The following is a 17829-nucleotide window of genomic DNA, read 5'->3' as shown; positions in this document are numbered from 1 at the left end:
GATTCTATTGCCGCCTTTGCCGGCGGAGAGGTTGGTCCGGATCGCTTCTAGAAAGAGGCGTGATTGTTGTCAGCTTTGCTGGCCATCCACCACCTCGGCTTTCGGTTTGATCAGAGCGATGCTTCCGAGAAAATAGGGGGAAGCAGTCGCGTGATTCTTGCGCCCTCCCCATGGATTGCGAAAAAAAAGATCCCAGCCCTGTTTGGAGGTCCACGACAGCAATGCCAAATCGCTTCCTACCCAAGTATCAAGAAGGATTGCATTAGGACTGGGGCTTGTCGAGGCGCGAATCCCGCATCAAGACGGATTTCCAGCGCTTATTGCTCAGCGCGAGCGGCTTGGTCCTTCTGCTCTATCAGGTTGTCGGGCTAGTCTGTAATTCATTTGCGCCACAGGCGATGCCTCCGCTAAATATGGGTAAGGTTTCATAGGGGGCTATCGTGGCTGCATTGAGCATCAAGGTATCGAATTGCAACAGCATCGACCACGCCACAATCAGGATCACCGAAGGCGCCCTGAATATTTAGTATGGACCAAATGGGCTCGGGAAAAGCACGTTAGCGAAAGCAATTGTCGGTCAAATACGCGCCGATGGCACGGTTCAGAATCTTGTCCCCTTCAAGAATCGCGGAAAAGCGGGTGTGGGCGCGCCGACCGTTGAAGGTGTTGACAGTCTGAAGTCCGCGCTGGTTTTCGATGAGGAATTTGTACAGCAGTTTGCTTTTCAAAAGGATGAAGTTGTGAAAAATAGCTTCGAAATCTTCATCCGCACACCGGAGTATCTGACGGAAATAGCTGAAATCGATGCTTTACTCGCCGGGATAAAGAAAGCTTTCGCCGATAACGCCGACATCGGACAAGTCATTAGCGATTTGAAAGAGCTGCGCGAAGCGTTCGGTAAGTCTTCCAAGACAGGCGCCATTCCTAAAACCAGCAAGATGCACAAGGCATTCGGCTCCGGGAATAAGATCGCGAACATTCCCGACGTGCTGAAGCCATTCGAGACTTTCATTAAGAGTCAAGAGCCCGCCAAGTGGATCGCCTGGCAGATCAAAGGAAACGAATTTCTCCAACTTGAGGACCGCTGCCCTTATTGCTCGACCACGCTGTCGGAGACCGGACAAAAGGAAACGGTCTTGGCCGTCCAGAAGGAGTATGACGCAACCGCTGTAGGCCACATGAATACTCTAAAGGCCATCATCGACCGGCTGGGAAAGTATTTCAGTGAGAAATGTCAGGATAATCTCGACAAGGTGACAAGGGCCAAAATCGAACTGACGGCTCAGGAGAACAGTTTTCTAACCGGCCTGAAGGCGGACATTGAAGGACTGATTGAGAAGCTGGAAGCGCTGCGGACCATATCCTTCTTTTCTCTCCGGGACGTTGCGGAAATCAGCGACCGACTGACTCCCTTGAAGATAGACCTTAGCCTCATCGACAAGCTGGATTCTCAAGAGACAAGGGTAACGGTAGATCCGATCAATGAGCAGCTCGACGGTCTTATAGCCAAGGTCGGAAGCCTGAAAGGCAGGATTAATCGGCATAAAGCGAAGATTAAGAAAGCGATTGATGAGAACCAGAGCAGCATAAACGGGTTTCTTCGGTCGGCAGGTTATAGGTACGCAGTGGAGATCGTTGCCGAACCAGATACCTATAAAATGAAGCTGGTTCATCAGGATCTTGGCAACCACATCGAAATGGCATCACAACACCTGAGTTATGGCGAGAAAAATGCTTTCGCGCTCGTGCTGTTCATGCATCAGGTCCTTAGCGAGAAGCCGGATCTAATCATTCTCGACGATCCTATCTCCTCTTTCGACAAGAACAAGAAGTTCGCTATCCTGCACGAGTTATTCCGCGGAAGGGCGAGTCTCCGCGACAAGACCACTCTTATGCTGACTCATGACATCGAGCCGGCGATTGACGTGATCAAAAGCACGAACGCGATCTTTCAGGGGGCCCAACCTTCGGCGACCTTCCTGTCGTCCCGGGCTGGAATCGTCAAGGAAGTTCCGATCGAGCCGGAGGATATTCAGACCTTCGCAAAGATCTGCAAAGATAACGTCACGTCTCTGGCTGATCCCCTTATCAAGTCGATTTATCTGCGGCGTGAGTTCGAGCTGCGGGACGATATGGGGCTGGAGTACAACCTGTTAGCCAGTCTCTTCAAGGGGAGAGAAATACCGACAGTAAAGTCCGCGACCGGCAGCCGGGATATGACACCACAGGAGAAGATGCAGGCGGAAGCAAGAATACGGGTCGATTTTCCAGCATTTGACTACGATGAGCTCGTGGCCGAGGCTCGAAACGAGGAAGCTATCAAAGCTAAATTCCACGCCACCGACGTCGGCTATGAAAAAATTCAGTTGTTCCGTATTCTAGGCAGTGATCACGACGATAATGTAATCCGAAAATTCATCAACGAGTCTTATCATATCGAGAATGAATATGTAATGCAGCTCAACCCACATAAGTTCGAGAGCATTCCGGAGTATGTCGTTGAGGAGTGCTCGCGTCTCCTGACCTGATTGACGGCGGTGCCGGCTCAGCGCTATGCAAAATTCCTGATTTGCGCATGAACGGTCTAAGCGCAGAATTGGCAGCGGATGGAAATAAGCGCCGACCTTGAGTCAATGCAGAAGCTGTTAGCGGCGCGAAAACGAATCGGCCACGGCTCAAGAAGCTACTTCGCAGCATAGGGGTGGGAGACGTGGTGGTCGCGACGCGCTTGGACCGCATGGCAGAATCAACTGACGACTGAATATAATTGCGCACCTGAATGAGAAGAAGGCGGGCTTCCGATCTCTCAGTGACCGCTTGGGCAGGTACCACAACGCCGTTGGGCCGGCTCCTGGTGGTGATCCTGGGAGGTGTTGCGAATTCGACCGCGAGCTGGTCATGGCCATGACGGGCGAAGGAAGGGCGAGAGCTGTCGCGCAGAGGGTGGCTGGGTGGTCCTCGGAAACTCACCTCAAAGCAGGTCCGTGAAGCCAAGGCGAGACCCGCGGCGGGCACTTGTCAGACCGAGGTTGCTCGATCTTTGGGGCAGCCCCTCTACAATTTCACGATTGCCCGTAAAATCGTTGCGACCATGATAGCGCTGCAGATTCTGCCTCGCGCGCAGATGTCTACGAGCACAGGGTAACAGATGTCTGACCACTACACGGCGGAACAGGTAAAGCAGCGCAATATCGAGCGGATGGGAGTAGCTCTCGGAAGCCAGTATTCAGCGCTGTGGCAGGAGCTGGCAGTCTTGCACCTCTATTGGGCGGAATACAAAGAGCTGTTCGGGACCAAGCCTTCGCGCATCGATCTCATGAACCAGGCAGCTCCCGCGTTCTTCCACATGCTGCAGGAAGAACTCTGGGATAACCGGCTGATGCACCTCGCCCGCATAACAGACTCGCCCAAGAGCGTGGGCAAAGACAACCTCACGATTCGCAATCTGCCAGGCCTGATCGATGACGCTGCCCTCAAAACGAAAGTCACCGCCCTGGTTGGCACAGCCCTCGACGCTACCAAATTCTGCCGAGACTGGCGCAACCGGCACATTGGTCACCTTGACCTGGCACTGGCGACAGGTGCCCCGGCAACTCCGCTTGCGATGGCGAGCCGGAGGCAGGTCAATGAAGCTCTCAAAGCAATCACCGATGTCATGAACGCCCTGGACGCTCACTATTTCGATTCCGAAACGGCTTACGATCGCCCGGTCAGAATAAACGGCGCTCTTGAGTTTCTGCACGTCCTGAACGATGGGATTAAAACTCGAGATGAGCGCGACAAGCGAGTCGAAGCCGGCGAGTATCGAATGGATGATCTGAATGTCGACGACATTTGAGGACGGATTCGGAATGAGACCGTCGGTAAAGCCGTCGTCAGGCAGGCTACGGTTTCCCGTTTGCCCCCGGATAGGACGGACTCGCCGTTGGAGAGTCCGGATTCGCTAACATCTAATGGTTGAGCAAAGACTAGGCATGCCGCAGAATCCCAAGGGAGGAGATTCGCGGTGTCCTATTTTTCAGACCATTATTTGAAGCTTTCCTTTCCGCTTGCAGATGCTGAAACGCCAGGTTTTCGGGAAGCCCAGCGCGGCGCATTATTCGCCGTGGGCTCCCATTTCAGCGGACGTAACGACGCGGCGATCATTACGATGCCCACCGGGACCGGCAAAACGGCGGTCCTCCAGGCAAGCGCGTTTCTACTGCAAGCCAACCGTGTCCTGGTCTTGACGCCAAGCCGCCTCGTGCGTGAGCAAATCGCCGATGACTTCAAGAAACTGGGCGTTTTGAAGCGCCTCGGCGCTCTTCCGGCCGATCTGCCAGAGCCAAACGTCACAGCGACGAGCGGCAGAATCACCGACCCTCTGCAATGGGAAGGACTTCGGGAGTTCGATGTCGTCGTCGCCACCGTGCCAAGCGTCAGTCCGCACATGGAACAGATCCCGGTCCCGCCCGCTGATCTGTTCGACCTGATCCTGGTTGATGAGGCCCATCACAGTCCGGCAGCCTCGTGGGCGGCTACACTTGACATGTTCAGGGATGCCCACAGGGTGCTCTTTACGGCCACCCCGTTCCGCCGTGACGACCGCGAGATTCTGGGTCGCTTCGCTTACACTTACGATCTTAAGCGCGCCTACCAGGATGGCGTTTTTGGCCACATCCAGTTTCAACTCGTCGATCAAATCCCTCCGGGTGAGAACCGACAGCAAATGGAGGACATTGCTGTTGCCCAAGCCGCGGAGCGCAAATTGGCAGCTGATCGCGGCGCAGGGCTTGATCACCTCCTTATGGTCCGAACAGATAGCAAGAAACGGGCAACTGAGCTGGTCCAACTGTACGAAACGCATACGAGGCTGCGGCTTAAGCTGATCCAGGGCACTCACTCGCTCGGCTACGTCAAGCGAGTGCTTGCAAACCTTGCCTCCGATGCGTTGGACGGCATCATCTGTGTCAACATGCTTGGCGAAGGCTTTGACATGCCACGCCTGAAGATCGCGGCTGTGCACTCGCCACATCGTTCTCTGGCGGTTACTCTTCAATTTATTGGACGCTTCGCGAGAACAGCCGGCGAGCGGCTAGGCGACGCCACATTTCTGGCAACAGCTTCAGGCGTAAAGGTTGAAGCGGAGAAACTATACTCGGCTGGCGCGGTCTGGTCCGACATCATCCCAAACCTCAGCGCCGCGCGGGTACAGCGCGAAATCGAGGCACGGGAGTTTATCGAGACCTTCGGACACGACGTCGGCACGATACCCGACCTTTCCGATATGTCGCTGTATTCGCTTTCGCCCTATGCGCACGTAAAAATCTACAGGCTGCGCGAAGCATTCGACATCAACGTGGTGCCGAATTTTGGCGTAGACCGGGAGCAAATTTTCGGGCGGGTGAGCGAGGACACCAATTCAAGCGTTTATGTTACCAGGATGCGCTCGCCTGTACCGTGGTCGACGGACGATGCGCTTATTGATGTGGAATACGACCTTTTCATCTTCTACTTCGATCCGGACTCGTCGCTTCTCTTCATCTGCGCCTCTTCCCGCGGCGACGGACTTTATCGTCGGATCGTGCGCGACTTGGTCGGATATGATCCCAAGATACTCGGCTTGTCGGAGCTCAACCGTGCTCTCAAGGATTTGGAGCAGGCGCGATTTTACAATGTCGGCATGCGAAATCGTCAGCAGTCGAGCCTGACTGAATCCTACCGAATGTTGACCGGCTCCCATGTGGACGAGGCAATCCGGGCGGAAGACGTCCGGCTCTTCCATCGCGGCCATTGTTTCGGGAGCGCCATCGAGAACGGGAACGAGGTAACGATTGGTCTGAGCAGCGCCTCCAAAATTTGGAGTAATACGTCCTTCACTTTACCTGAGCTGCTAGGCTGGTGCAAAAATCTAGCGCGAAAGATACTGGACGAGAGGGCTGCTGTAACCGGCAGCAATCTCGATTTGCTTCAAATGGGTCAGATTATCGATGCGATCCCTGCTCGTGTTTTGTGGGCCGAATGGGACAAAGACATCTATATCGATCCCCCTATCGCGAAATTTGAGATCGGCGGCCGGCCGGCCGAAGACTCCCTCACGCAATTCAGCCTGGATGTTGAACAGTCCGATGCCAGAGGCGTTAGGCTGTTGCTGGAAGGCCCAGGGCTGGAGACACGAATTCAATTCAAGATCGCCGAAAGCCCGCAATTCTCATATTTGTCGGACGACCAAATCAAAGTGGAGCTCGCTTTTGGCCGGCGCGCGGAGGACATCGTCGATTATCTGAACGACAACCCGCTGAACCTGATGCTGGATGATTGGTCCAGGGTCTGCGGCGACGAACACTTTCCTGCGCCCGCTGAGCCCTACAATCCGTTCGACGTGCAACAGATTAGGGCGGTCGATTGGCGAGGCGGTGGCGTAGATATAACGGTCGAATATGCCGATAACCGGGGGCGCGTTCTCGACAACTCCATCCAGCTGTTTCTCGCACGGCAACTGGATATCGTGGAGAACGCCGTCGTTTACTGGGACCACGGTAGCGGCGAGGCCGCAGATTTCATCGTGTTGCGCCCGGCAGCAGATGACGGAGTCGAAGTGACATTGTTCCACTGCAAAGGCGCAGGTGGCGGTCAACCCGGCAATCGTGTGGATGATGTTTACGAAGTCTGCGCACAAGCAGTTAAGTCCATGATCTGGTGCGATCTTCCCCGCCTGGTAGATCGATCTCTGGACCGCATGCGCCGAAGGAAGGGGGTCGGCAGACTTGTGCGCGGTGATGAAGCGCTGATGCTTGAACTTGCAACGCGGCGGCCCGTCAAGTTTGGGATGGTCGTGGTCCAGCCAGGCATCAGCAAAGGCAATTTGGAGCCGCGACTTGCGGAGGTGTTAGCCGCTTCGAGCTATTATCTCGTTCGGAGCGGACATCAGCAACTTGAAGTCTGGGCGAGCGCTTGACCTGCTGAGCTTCAGGACGCCTCGAAGCGCCTGACTGTTGGGCACGACCATAACGCTAGGTACACTACGCCGATCGGTCTCATCTTCATTGCCAAATAAAGGAGTAGGTAGCTGGTGCTGCGGCCGCCCGCGGCGTCCCTCCGCAGAAACGCAGCGCTTGATTAGGTCATTGAGGTCGCCTGTTGCGGTCGGCTGCGAGGTCTTGGCGATCTGTTCCCATTTCGGCGACGTAAGTTTGCCCTCGAAGCAGCAGACGACTTAGCATAAGTGCTGACGGTTATTGGAGGCGCTCGCACCGTGAATCTTCCCAGAACAGCCGCCTTCTGCGAGACGTTACCGATGATCGCGTCATCGCCGCCGAAGGCGCGGCCGAGACAGCCGAGCAACCGGTCGAGCCAGTAAGTGATGTCGAGTGAGCCGCGTTGGGTCCGCTCAAGGATGTCCGGTGGGCCACTACTCGATGATGATGGCGCGCTCGCCGAGATCAATCACAAAGGCGGACCGGGCGAGGCCAGAGATTTCGGCCTGCATGTCAGCGCGCTGATCGTTGGTTGAGCGAGTCCTAGCTACGCCGCCTGACGCGGACGTCCTGCAGTCGGAGCGTTAGCAGTGAAGCTCGATGTGCGTCAGCTCAAAAGGAATCCGCGGGTCGCGGAGGCTCAACTCAAATGCGGCCTCCACGCCGAGGCTGGATATGATTACTCGCCGCGGGAAAGGCGCCGCTGACATTGCTTCCGTAATCTCGTAGACAAGCTTGTCGAGCCCCTGACAGTCTACCATATGGCCTTCGACGTGGTGGCCGGCCACACAGCAGGCAAAAGCAAATGCCGCAATTAATGCCTTCAGGATCTGGCCTTGCTCCGTGTGTTGGATTGAGCGGGCTATTGCGGCAGCGCGCGGTGTCATCGGCAGATATGTAGGGGCCTGGTCCGCTCCTTCGTCTCGGAACTTGTCGAGGTCCTCTCGGGCGAGGTCCTGCTTGAGCACAAAACGTTGGCGTAAGCTTGCCGATTGGATACGGAAACGCGCGTACCTCGAGCGGGCCTTTCCGATCGTCGTGATCAGCGCTGTCGAGCACAAGGTGAGCGAAGGATTGCAGCCCGCCTCGATCCAGTAGGAAATTGTCTCGTGATCGACGTCGAAGACCGGGCTTGTCCAAGGGAAAGCTTCTCCGGCGGCGACGAGCGCGAGCGCCTGAATATGTCTCAGAACCACGCCCGAAGCGTCGGAGGCCACCCAACGCTGCATGAGGCGCTCAACATGATCGGGCAGTTCTACACTTGGCCCCACGAAATCTCGGATGCGCCGAATGTCACCCATTTACCACTTCCCGTTATGGCGGAAATTTCATTGATCTATGGCATTGGAAGAGTGTCAGAAAAAGTGTAAATAATCAACTGATTTGCCGAAGTGGTCGGCAACTGCGCAAGAGGAGGTCCACATGCGGACGATGCAAAATGGCGAATTTCTTATCAACCTTATGAAATACTTAACTAATTGCGTGCGAAACCCATTGTTGCCCTCCTGAGTTGGGACATGTGGCAGCACAAGTGGTTTCACAAAGGCGTGAATTCATGTCAAAAAGGATTTTGGGTATCAGCATGAAATCCACGCCAAATACCGATGAAGTAGGTCAAAAATGGCAACGAAAACTCTTGAAAAGCATGGGGCCAGTGCTGGATCGCGGCCCAAGAGCGCGCGTTTGGGAGATCTCGATCTAACGGACGAGTCCAATGCGTTTCTCACCCATGAAATCGATCAGACCGATGGCCCCGAAACTGTCCGAGTCCGAATGACGGTCGATCTCGTCGGCCCTTTGGCCGGTAAGCTCGAACAAACCGCAAAGCAACTCGGAAAGAGCAAGACCGATGTCATACGCGACGGTCTTCAGTACGTGTTTCGGGCATTGAAGGCTCAGCATGATGGATTTCTCGTCGGGGCCTGGAAAGAAGACGAGGACGGTCGCATTTCTCGGGCTCGAGAATTTTCTATCGGCAGCTGAGTTGCTGAACTCGCGCTTACTCCGCTGACATCGGAGCCTCCATGTATTTGAGGTCGCTCGCGATCGACAGTGTCCGGTCGATCGAAAGCTTACGCATGGACTTCGAGCCAGGCGAAGAGGCGGGCTGGCACGTGATTGTCGGACCGAATGGTTCTGGCAAATCGAGCATCGTCAAAGCATTCGCTTTGGCGATGCTCGATGAGGCCGATGTCAAGCAACTCCCTCGAGACATTCCCTCCTCCTTTCTGCGATATGGGCGAAAGTCGGGAAGGATCGAAGTTGCGGTGACGGGAGCAGGCTCCAAACTCCCAAAAAGCTCCAAATGGGAATGGCAGTTCAAGGCGAATGGCCGAGCCGCAAACGCATCGCTGAAGCTCGCGACGACGACCAGAAAGCTTCCTTGGCAGGACCGGCCGGTTTTTACAGCAGCATTCGGACCATCCAGACGCCTGTCAGGTGACCCATCTCTGGCGAGCCTTGCAGCCTCCAGTAGACGCCTCGGAGCGCACCTGTCCGCTCTCAGCGAAGGTGTGCCCCTTTCTGCCAGCCAGGAATGGCTTTACGAGCTTTATTCGGAAGAGCAACGTCTCGAGCGCGGTGCGCGCATCGCTTTGAAGCAGTTCCTGTCGTCGGCGGAAGTAATGTCGCTCGTCGACAATATGATGCGTAGCATCGCCAAACGAGATCCGACCAAGAAACCCAAGACCGATCCGACGGTGCAGAAACTCATCGAAGCATTCCGCAAGTGTCTGGACGAAGTCGTCGAGGCCTACCAGATGCGGCACGGCTCGATCGTACTGAAGGCCGTCGAAATCGCTGTGGGCAAGAAAATCGAGGAGACGGAATTCGATTTCGAACTCGACAGCCTATCGCGGAGGATCAAACGATTCCTCAATCAGTCTCAGTTTATTTTCGACAGCGTGAAGATCACCGAGCCAACACGAGATCGCCTTCTCGTCAGGGATTTTGCAAACGCACCCTTGGCTCTCGCTGATCTAAGCGACGGCTACCGCACGCTGATCACCTTGGTGCTCGAAATTCTCCGGCAGATGCTCCAAACCGCAGGTCCTCGTGCCTTCATGGATAGCCTGGAGCACAACCCGAACATGATTGACCTTCCTGGAGTGGTTGCCATAGACGAAATAGAGGCTCACCTGCATCCGACCTGGCAGGCGTTGGTTGGTCAGTGGCTGCAGAAATGCTTTCCTCGGGTCCAGTTCATCATAACGACGCATAGTCCAATCGTGTGCCGCGCAATGGCCGTCCAAGGTGAGCTGCGTGGGAGCCTCTGGAAGCTTCCTGAACGCAATTCGTCGCAAAGCTTCGGCCGCATTACGGGGCCCGAGCTTGACCGCGTGCTCTACGGCGATCTCGTGGAGGCCCTAGGAACCAACATATTTGGTCGGCATGTAGAACAGTCTCAGGATTCCTCCCCAATGTTGGATCGTCTTGCTGAGCTGAACGTCAAGGCGTTGCGGACGGAGCTGTCCGCCGAGGAAAAGCGCACTCAGGCAGAGCTCAGAAAGAAATTTCCAGCACGCCCCGCGATACTGAAATGATTACGCTCGATGAAGTTCCAATCTCGCCCGGGTGCCGAGCCCGACTGGCGGGATGGCAGGCCGAGGTAAACAAGCTTCGCTCATACAAGGAGAGGGGGGCCGAAGCAGCCTTGAAGTTCGGCAGCAGAAATAATCGCAAAAACAAAACATTCCAGGAGATAAGAGCCGCGCTGGAGAGAATGTGCTGCGGCGCCAGGCGGTGCTGCTACTGCGAAGATTCTGCCGCTGACGAGGTTGAGCATATTGCGCCGAAGGCGCTTTTTCCGGAGCGCGTTTTTGACTGGACCAACTATCTCTACGCGTGTGGTCCATGCAATGGTCCCAAGAATAATCGCTACTCCTATGTAACTCCGTCGGGCGAGATGAAGGAGTTCATCAGGACGCGCGCGGGGCGCCTTATGGCTCCTCCCAAAGGAATTGACGCGTTGATTGATCCCCGGAGGGAGAATCCGCTGGATTTCATGCAGCTCGATCTTGCCGGAACATTCTGTTTTGTGCCGATCGCCGCCGACCCAGTACTTCGTCGCCGAGCCGTCTGGACGATCGAACTACTTGATCTAAATAAGCCGACTCTGACCAGAGCGCGGGCATCCGCATGCTTCAATTTTGAAAACGCACTGCGGTCCTACGCAGAACAGAAGCTCAGGAACGTCACTGTCTCAGAGCTTGAGAAGACGAAATTGATGATCCTCGCGCAGCCGCACCCGACCGTTTTTCTGGAAATGCAGAGATCTCGCCTGGCCGACCCGCTTTTCGTCGATATTCCCGAAGCAAGAGCCTGGCGATTCATGCCGGCATAGATCGAGACTGCACCAGGCAAGGTGTGACGCCGTCCATTTATCTTTGCTGGCGCTTACGCAAGTGGTACGGAGTATTCGACATATAGTGGTACGTCGTCTGAATGCGCCGACTTGGGACCCGCGCTGAGCCGCGAAAAGAAGGCATCCCAGTCGTCCCGACTGAGTTCACCTGGCTTATTCTCACGGCGAAGCCGATCTTCGTGTAAATCCGCCAGGGACTTGTCCGCACGCAAGACCTTACCCTTCGTTTTCTCCAGAAGGCGAGCCAGCAGCGACGGGAACGGCATATTCCAGTGTTTGGTCTTGCGAGCGAACTCTTCTCTGACCGGAATCATCGCGACTAGGTCTGGATGGGTCATCAGCTCGAGGCCATTAGCGCGCAGTGTCGCATTGTGGCTGGCATGGTGGCCGACCTTGTACAGCACCGTGGCGGCGAACAGCTTGGTAATATCGATGGCCGCCGGATCCTCTCGTTTGGCACCGCTCGGCCAGACGTATTGCTGCCAGGAATCCCAGTTTCCGACCTGCGCATCTCCAGGGAAAAGCAACACGCGAGGATCAGACTTGCTCCCGAACGCGAAAGCGAGAACCAGGCTCGTATTGTTGGTATCGGAATCGAGCTTCAGAGCCAGCTGTTCCGCGGCGCCGAGCCAGTCGCGGTCGATCCGGCGCCATTCGTCCCGCTCGAGAAAGTAAACCTGATCCTGTAACTCTTGCCGCGCTTTCATCTCGGAGAGCCGACGGAAATGCTGGTTGTCGAAGGGCATCGAAAGCTCGATGGCCCTCGCTTCGTCGGCATCAAGCGAAATGGCTTCCTTCTCCAGCTGAACAGCTGCCGCCAAATACACGCCCAGACCCGCGCTTTCGTCTGTGAGGTAGACCTCTCCCTTTCGGGGATTGCTGCGGAGGAGGAATTTAGGATCCTTCGGGGGGCCAAGAACGTAGGCTTGGACCGGTACGCCGGCTGGCAACGGAATTGGATCCGCGCCAGGCGTGAAGTATCGGACTTTCTTGGCAAGTCCCTTGAGCATGGTCAGAATGGCTCCAGTATCCATCCTCGAGGCTGCGGCGCCTGGGGATTGCCCCGTAAACGCCAGAAGCTCTCTCACTTCATCACGCTGTCCACCGGCCCGGGGCGATCTCGTCGCCTCTTCCTCGTCCTCCTCAGGAGCGGCAGCAGCCGGCCCGAAGTGCTTGTCGAGCGTGAGCAGCAGCTGCAATGCCTTTTGCCTTCGCGCACGAATCCGTGCTGCATCGGCATCCTTGTCATCCTCCGTCCAGGCGAGCCAAAGCTCATCAATCTCGAACTTGCGGAAGATGTCCTCGGCCTGGCAAAAGCCGGAAAGATGATCCCAGTGCTCGTGGGTGACGATCAAGACGTCAAGACGAGAGCCCGTCGTCGTTGCTATGTCGTCGGCGATCTCCTTCATGATGTCGGCCGCAGACGGCATTCCCTGGAGCGCTCCGCAATCGATCAAGATCTGCACGTCGCGTTCGGGGCCGGCGGGAATCCTGATGAGGAAGCAATCACCGAGGATGTTGTTATACATGCGAACGGATATGTGGCCTGGCTTGGCGCGTGCAGGTGTTGTGGCCGAGCCTACCTCGTTGTCAACTCCCGTATCAGGAGCGGACCGGCCACCTTTTTTGCGCGCCGGCTTTTTGTTTGCTGCCGATTTCGTAGTCTTCTTTCGCCTTGCAGGCGTTTTTCGTGCGCTCAACATGGCCTCACCCGTTCCGGTGCAGAAAGGCGAACGGTTCTTCGCGGGAATCGAGGCCGAAATAAGTGGCTCCGAGCGACTCCGTCTCACGCTCGAATAGAAAACGTCTCTGTGCCTCTAGCCTCGAGGCGCTCAGAATGTCCTTGCTGACGATGTATCGAACTCTGGCCGAGTGAAGGTCGATGATCAGCGTGCACCCGCCGCGAAAGGTGAAGTCCGCGCCACGGGACCGATGTCCTGATGCATCTGCGTTCGCTTGCTCCCCGGCATCGCTAAAACCTCTCCGCTCCTGGACGATTTCCACCACGAGCTGCGGAAGTTCCTCGCCATCGGGGCCGATACGGCGCGTTGTCCGCACCGACTGGACATCGAACGCCGGCGCCCCGCCATCCTTGATAGAACGCCTGATCGTCTTTGGCGCATCGTCATCAAGCGCCAACCCCATCTTACGAAGCGTTTCCGCCGGAAGCCGGCTCCGGTCCTTCAAGCGTCCGTAGAAAGCGCCGGCGTTGTCGATCGCCTGTTTCCAGAGATCCTCGCGGCTTTCCTTATGGCTTGTGTCGATCCCGTCGAGCCATCCCAACGCCACATCCTCGTCGGGCTCACCCCACAATAGGCTGTCGACCGCCAGCGAGCGGCAATCCCGCGGATAGATTCCTCGCCTTCTGAAAGACTCGACAAAAGCAATGCGGTATCCGCGATCATCATCGGCGACCAGATCGCTGTCGGCGGTGACAACCGCCCGCAGAAAGTCGCCGAACGTGACGTCGACGGGGGGCAGATAATCGAGCGCACGAATGCACATCCGCAATACGTGCCCTGCCGTTTTGTTTGCCTCCGCGGTCAAACGGTTTAACAGATCGGGATGAAGGTCGCGGTCGGGGTAGCGCTCGCCTTCGCCAGTCACCATCCGGATCAGGTCGGCCACGCGGGTGCGATAAATGGTTAGGAACGCATCGAAGACGGCCGCGACCAGAATTGCGCCGCGCTCGTGCGGCTCGGTCACATGTCCAATCGCCCGCGCATCGGGAAGACCGGTCACCGGATCTATTTTGTCGATGCCATCGCGGAGAGCTCCGTAATTGCCGATCGCCTGACCGAACTGGAGTGCAAGATTGCTGAGCAGCGAGCGCTGCGAGAGATCGCCCCTAAGCCGTCCGATCTGGTTCTTGACCGCCTCCGGCATGGTGAAGTGCTGCAAAAGGGCTACGACGTCGGCGAAAGCTTCGTGGAACGCCAGTGAGTCCGGGTTACTCGGCTCAAGATACATTCGATGCATGCCGTCCAAAATCGCGTGACTCATCTCGTGAGCGATGATGTCGTGCGACAGGCAAGAAAAGATCATCCCGCCGGGTAAATTGGTGCCGACGTCCTCACCGCTGGCCCGGAAGTAACCAAACAGGAGAGCCCGCTTTTGTGGACTGTAGTAGGCGTTCGCCTCCCGTAACGCATGGGGATAAATGCGCAGTTTGCCGATATAGGTTCTGCTCCTATAGGCGTCTGCATCGTCCCTTCGCGCCCACCGCCACGCCCAAAGGACCCGCCGACCAAGCGCGCGTTCGAAATTGCGTATCGTGGTCATGCCGACCGCATAGACCATCTGTTGATGAAATTGCGGGTTGCCCTCCGATGGAGCGTGTCCATCCTGCGCGAGCAGTTGCGGAGAATTCAGATTGACGGGCTCGTAGAAGGCGTCACTCGCTGGATCTACGTCGATCACCTCGAGGTATTCGCCCCTCGGACCGGGATCAAGTTCTTCCCAGGGCACCTTGATCACGGCTGCGTTCATCGTGGCCGTCCGCAGATCCGTCGATGCGGAAGGGTCGAATGCATAGACGCGCAAGCGACGGAACGCGGGAGGGGTGAGCTCGCGCACCATCAATATCCACCAGCAAAGGGAAATTGCGTCGGAGGGCTTATGCTGACGCCAAGTTTGGACTGCAACGCCGGATCAATATGTGCACGCAGGGCCGCATCGCAGATCGCATAACCCCAGTTCATCAACCGATCCTGCAGGTTTCTGGGCATCGCCTCCAGCCGGGTAGGAACTTCGGCGAGGGGGACCGGATTGCGCGTCGAGCAGCCGAGCGGATCCTGCCCGAGCTGATAGTCGGCGAACGCAGTCCGAATACCCCAATAGGTGCCCGTGTGGTCCTTACGCTGGAACGACTCAATCAGATGTCGCTTGCGCAGGCTCCGGACCTGGTTGTCTACCGTATCAAGCACGCGCAAGGAATGGCGCGCCCAGTCCCGATGCGGATCGGGCTCGGGCGCAATCTTTTGTCCGGCGTCGCTCACAAGCAATGTTGCGTATCTCTTCGAAATCGTCTCCAAGCCGAGATTGTCGTATACGCCACCATCGCTTAGGATCGCCGTCTTCGTGTAAGGCTCGCGATGAAGATCCGCGCCTGGGGCGTTCACGACGTCTTGCGAGATGTCTAGTTCACACGGCGACAGGATCGGAGGAAAAGCGGAAGACGCAGCCACCGCTTTGGCAAGCAGCACGTCTGGTTGTTCGATCAATCCCACCCTGTAATCACCCATGTAATTGCGCGAAAAGCGCCAGAGTGCCGCCGTCTGAATATTGGTGGCGTTTATCACGAACCGCGGATTGCCGGGTTGTGTATCGTCAGGAAGATCCGCAAGCTTCGCGCCCCCAAAGACAACATCGTCATAGGCGCTTGCGACGCGATCGCTAATGGACCCGGGCAGAAGAATCCCCCCTATGATCGCACCCGCATCTATCGTGGTATCGGCCATCCTTCTGACCTGGTTGACAACGATGTCCAAATTGGTCGCCACATCGCCTTGAAAGTTGAGGTTCTTCCAGTTCGCCCCGAGTATTCCGGCCGTGATGGAGCCACCGGAGACGCTGGATATCCGCTTGACCTTGCGCAGCAGAGAAAGCTCGTTCAACCGGATCAGGGCACCGACATGAAAGACCATCGCCCGATAGCCGCCTCCAGAGAGCGCCAGGCCGATGCCGTCTTCAGGTTGGGAGGGGGCTCTGTCGACAAACTCGTCAACGGACATCACTAAAGCTCCAATCACCTTATGCTGAGAATTCGGGTCTCGAGGGAGCATGGACCTTGCTTGAATCGACATGCCACTCGGAAACGTGCTTACCAGCGTACAAAGTAGTTTTCATGAAGATATAGTAACAACGATACACGCTCCGATAGAATTGGCAAGCAGCCGCGGAATGCTTGGCTCGTTGATCTCATGACCGATATGTAGAGGGCTCGTCGGGCAGGGGCCTCCACACTGCAATTTGGACACTCAGGCATCGAGAAAGCTGTTCGTCCTCCGCTCTGGCCCAAGGCCCCGCCGCCTCTCTGTCTTATCCACCGCCCGCCCGTTGACTCCCGGTTGTGAAGGACGCAACGTAACTATTTTGGGTGAGGGCGGACTATGAGCTTTTTGAAACATCGGGTGCGATTTTCACGTCACGCTGCAGCATTGATGATGGTCTTGGGCTGTGGCACTGGGTGCACAAGGGGCGAACTTGAACACAAGGCCGACGCCTACAATCAGGCGATCGCTGAATCGAACAGTCGGCAGATCCTGCTGAATGCTGTTCGGGCGAGTCAACGTGCACCGATGTCCTTTGTCGGTTTCGGAGATGTCGCGGCCGCGCCCACCTTTTCAGGATCGGCCGGTGGAACGTTCAATTTCGATCCGTTCGGGCTCACGACTTACAATCTCAATCCGACCGTCAACGTGAATGGCGGATTCACCTCATTCACGATGAACAATCTGAACTATGCGGCTTTCGCCCAGGAGATGCAGCGTCCGCTGCCGCCCAACATTGTCCAGTACTTCGATCAGCTGAAATTTCCGAAGGAATTGGTGAAACTGATCTTCGTGCAAGAATACACGCTTCCCTTGCAAAAAAGGCAACGAATCGCAGCCGAAGCCGCGGCCAGGTGTCGGGCGAGAGCCAATCAACGTGATGCCGATATTTGTGACGCGATGGAGAGGGACCGCGACCGCTTCGATAAGGCCGGCTGCCAGGACTTTCCGGAAACTCATGCGACCATGACGCTGCTAAATGTGGGACGTGATTTATGTGCGATGGTCACCTTCCAGACCTTTGTCAGACAATTGCGGCTTCTCGAGATCGAACTTCCATTCAAGCCGCGTACGACCCAAGCGATCCTGTATTATCTCGGTGACCTGATCGCAGCTCAGAATTACTCGACGCATCCGTTCCTACCAGAAGTCTTGATCGAAAAAGACAATCGAAGACTGACGGTTCCGCTCTTCGAGGTCAGGCGTGCCATTCCAGCTCCCGCCGGGACGGCTGTTGCCGTCACGTACGGTGGGGAAAGTTTCTTCATACCGACCCCCGTTTTCGGCGCCAACGAAGAGGCGCGCTCCCTCCAGGTGCTGGATCTGGTGTCACAGGTGATCACTGCCGCCACTTCCAAGGACGCGCTACCCAAAACCTCGACCGTTACATTCGTGCAAGCCCGGTGAAACCGGGCAGAGTGAGGAGCAAAACTGCACGACGGACGGCATGCGAGCGGCCCGTCATTCGGATGCTCAATGGAGGGGCGTGTGATGCGTCGGTCAGCGCACGCAATCCGTTGACGCGTCCCCCTCGCAAAAGCGACCTCAAAGGTAAGTTTTCTGCACCAAAGACGTCTTTATCGCACTAATTCGTCGCGATATGCCGCAGGGCCACCGCAGCCGGCCTTCGCTCTGCAGCAGATCCTTGGCAAGAAAGATGACGAAAGCTGATTGCCGTGGCGGAGTTATCCATGAGCTGTCGAGATCTCGATCCCAAGTGAAGCGGCTTCCGCTAAGT

The 17829-nt window shown here is 56.4% G+C and carries 12 protein-coding genes and 1 pseudogene; 8 read left to right on the top strand and 5 right to left on the bottom strand.

Annotated features, from left to right (window positions below; all coding sequences use genetic code 11):
- Nucleotides 1-69: 69 nt before the first annotated feature.
- Complete coding sequence (locus NLM32_RS39800; protein ID WP_254134113.1) at nt 70-228, bottom strand: DUF262 domain-containing protein; 159 nt, start codon at nt 226-228, stop codon at nt 70-72.
- Nucleotides 229-641: 413 nt separating this feature from the next.
- On the opposite strand from NLM32_RS39800, the gene NLM32_RS39795 reads away from it, so the two are divergent.
- The 4 genes and pseudogenes from NLM32_RS39795 (at nt 642) to NLM32_RS39785 (ending at nt 6937) form a co-directional block, all read left to right on the top strand.
- Nucleotides 642-2528: an AAA family ATPase gene (locus NLM32_RS39795; protein ID WP_254134112.1), complete on the top strand. Its 1887-nt coding sequence runs from the start codon at nt 642-644 to the stop codon at nt 2526-2528.
- A gap of 122 nt (nt 2529-2650) precedes the next feature.
- Nucleotides 2651-2761 (top strand): annotated as a pseudogene (locus NLM32_RS46460) (recombinase family protein); the annotation flags it as partial.
- A 387-nt stretch (nt 2762-3148) separates the two neighbouring features.
- A complete protein-coding gene (locus NLM32_RS39790) occupies nt 3149-3838 on the top strand; it encodes a hypothetical protein (protein WP_254134111.1) in 690 nt (229 codons plus the stop codon).
- Nucleotides 3839-4006: 168 nt separating this feature from the next.
- Entirely contained in the window at nt 4007-6937 is a 2931-nt protein-coding gene (locus NLM32_RS39785) for a DEAD/DEAH box helicase family protein (RefSeq protein ID WP_254134110.1), read from the top strand.
- Between the two features lie 603 nt (nt 6938-7540).
- Here NLM32_RS39785 and NLM32_RS39780 read toward each other — a convergent pair.
- Nucleotides 7541-8257: a hypothetical protein gene (locus NLM32_RS39780; protein ID WP_254134109.1), complete on the bottom strand. Its 717-nt coding sequence runs from the start codon at nt 8255-8257 to the stop codon at nt 7541-7543.
- Between the two features lie 319 nt (nt 8258-8576).
- On the opposite strand from NLM32_RS39780, the gene NLM32_RS39775 reads away from it, so the two are divergent.
- The 3 genes from NLM32_RS39775 to NLM32_RS39765 are packed head-to-tail and all read left to right on the top strand — an operon-like array spanning nt 8577 to nt 11298.
- A complete protein-coding gene (locus NLM32_RS39775; RefSeq protein ID WP_254134108.1) occupies nt 8577-8939 on the top strand; it encodes a hypothetical protein in 363 nt (120 codons plus the stop codon).
- Nucleotides 8940-8980: 41 nt separating this feature from the next.
- On the top strand, nt 8981-10498 hold the full coding sequence (locus tag NLM32_RS39770) for an AAA family ATPase (RefSeq protein WP_256568338.1): 1518 nt from the start codon (nt 8981-8983) through the stop codon (nt 10496-10498).
- A complete protein-coding gene (locus NLM32_RS39765; RefSeq protein WP_254134106.1) occupies nt 10495-11298 on the top strand; it encodes a hypothetical protein in 804 nt (267 codons plus the stop codon). The genes NLM32_RS39770 and NLM32_RS39765 overlap by 4 nt, the downstream gene beginning before the upstream one ends.
- A 53-nt stretch (nt 11299-11351) precedes the next feature.
- Here the strand turns inward: NLM32_RS39765 and NLM32_RS39760 are convergent, their stop codons facing one another.
- Genes NLM32_RS39760 through NLM32_RS39750 form a run of 3 tightly spaced genes read right to left on the bottom strand, consistent with a single transcriptional unit; the run spans nt 11352 to nt 16052 of the window.
- Nucleotides 11352-13022 carry a hypothetical protein gene (locus NLM32_RS39760; protein WP_254134105.1) on the bottom strand — a complete coding sequence of 557 codons (1671 nt, stop codon included), beginning with the start codon at nt 13020-13022 and terminating at the stop codon, nt 11352-11354.
- 4 nt (nt 13023-13026) lie between these two features.
- Entirely contained in the window at nt 13027-14898 is a 1872-nt protein-coding gene (locus tag NLM32_RS39755; protein WP_254134104.1) for a hypothetical protein, read from the bottom strand.
- On the bottom strand, nt 14898-16052 hold the full coding sequence (locus NLM32_RS39750) for a patatin-like phospholipase family protein (RefSeq protein ID WP_254134103.1): 1155 nt from the start codon (nt 16050-16052) through the stop codon (nt 14898-14900). Before NLM32_RS39750 ends, NLM32_RS39755 begins: the two co-directional genes overlap by 1 nt.
- Before the next feature lie 378 nt (nt 16053-16430).
- Here NLM32_RS39750 and NLM32_RS39745 point away from each other — a divergent pair, with 378 nt between their 5' ends.
- Nucleotides 16431-17498 (top strand): hypothetical protein, encoded by a 1068-nt coding sequence (locus tag NLM32_RS39745; protein WP_254134102.1) that lies wholly within the window; start codon nt 16431-16433, stop codon nt 17496-17498.
- The last annotated feature ends 331 nt before the right edge of the window (nt 17499-17829 follow it).

This window comes from Bradyrhizobium sp. CCGUVB14 (assembly GCF_024199935.1).
GTDB lineage: Bacteria > Pseudomonadota > Alphaproteobacteria > Rhizobiales > Xanthobacteraceae > Bradyrhizobium.
The sequence above is the reverse complement of the archived record's forward strand: the minus strand, read 5'-3'. Positions and strand labels throughout refer to the sequence as shown.

Coding starts and splice junctions, on each gene's coding strand:
- NLM32_RS39790 (WP_254134111.1), top strand. CDS start 3,149: ATGTCTGACCACTACACGGCGGAACAGGTAAAGCAGCGCAATATCGAG.
- NLM32_RS39780 (WP_254134109.1), bottom strand. CDS start 8,257: ATGGGTGACATTCGGCGCATCCGAGATTTCGTGGGGCCAAGTGTAGAA.
- NLM32_RS39775 (WP_254134108.1), top strand. CDS start 8,577: ATGGCAACGAAAACTCTTGAAAAGCATGGGGCCAGTGCTGGATCGCGG.
- NLM32_RS39770 (WP_256568338.1), top strand. CDS start 8,981: ATGTATTTGAGGTCGCTCGCGATCGACAGTGTCCGGTCGATCGAAAGC.
- NLM32_RS39765 (WP_254134106.1), top strand. CDS start 10,495: ATGATTACGCTCGATGAAGTTCCAATCTCGCCCGGGTGCCGAGCCCGA.
- NLM32_RS39760 (WP_254134105.1), bottom strand. CDS start 13,022: ATGTTGAGCGCACGAAAAACGCCTGCAAGGCGAAAGAAGACTACGAAA.
- NLM32_RS39755 (WP_254134104.1), bottom strand. CDS start 14,898: ATGGTGCGCGAGCTCACCCCTCCCGCGTTCCGTCGCTTGCGCGTCTAT.
- NLM32_RS39750 (WP_254134103.1), bottom strand. CDS start 16,052: ATGTCCGTTGACGAGTTTGTCGACAGAGCCCCCTCCCAACCTGAAGAC.
- NLM32_RS39745 (WP_254134102.1), top strand. CDS start 16,431: ATGAGCTTTTTGAAACATCGGGTGCGATTTTCACGTCACGCTGCAGCA.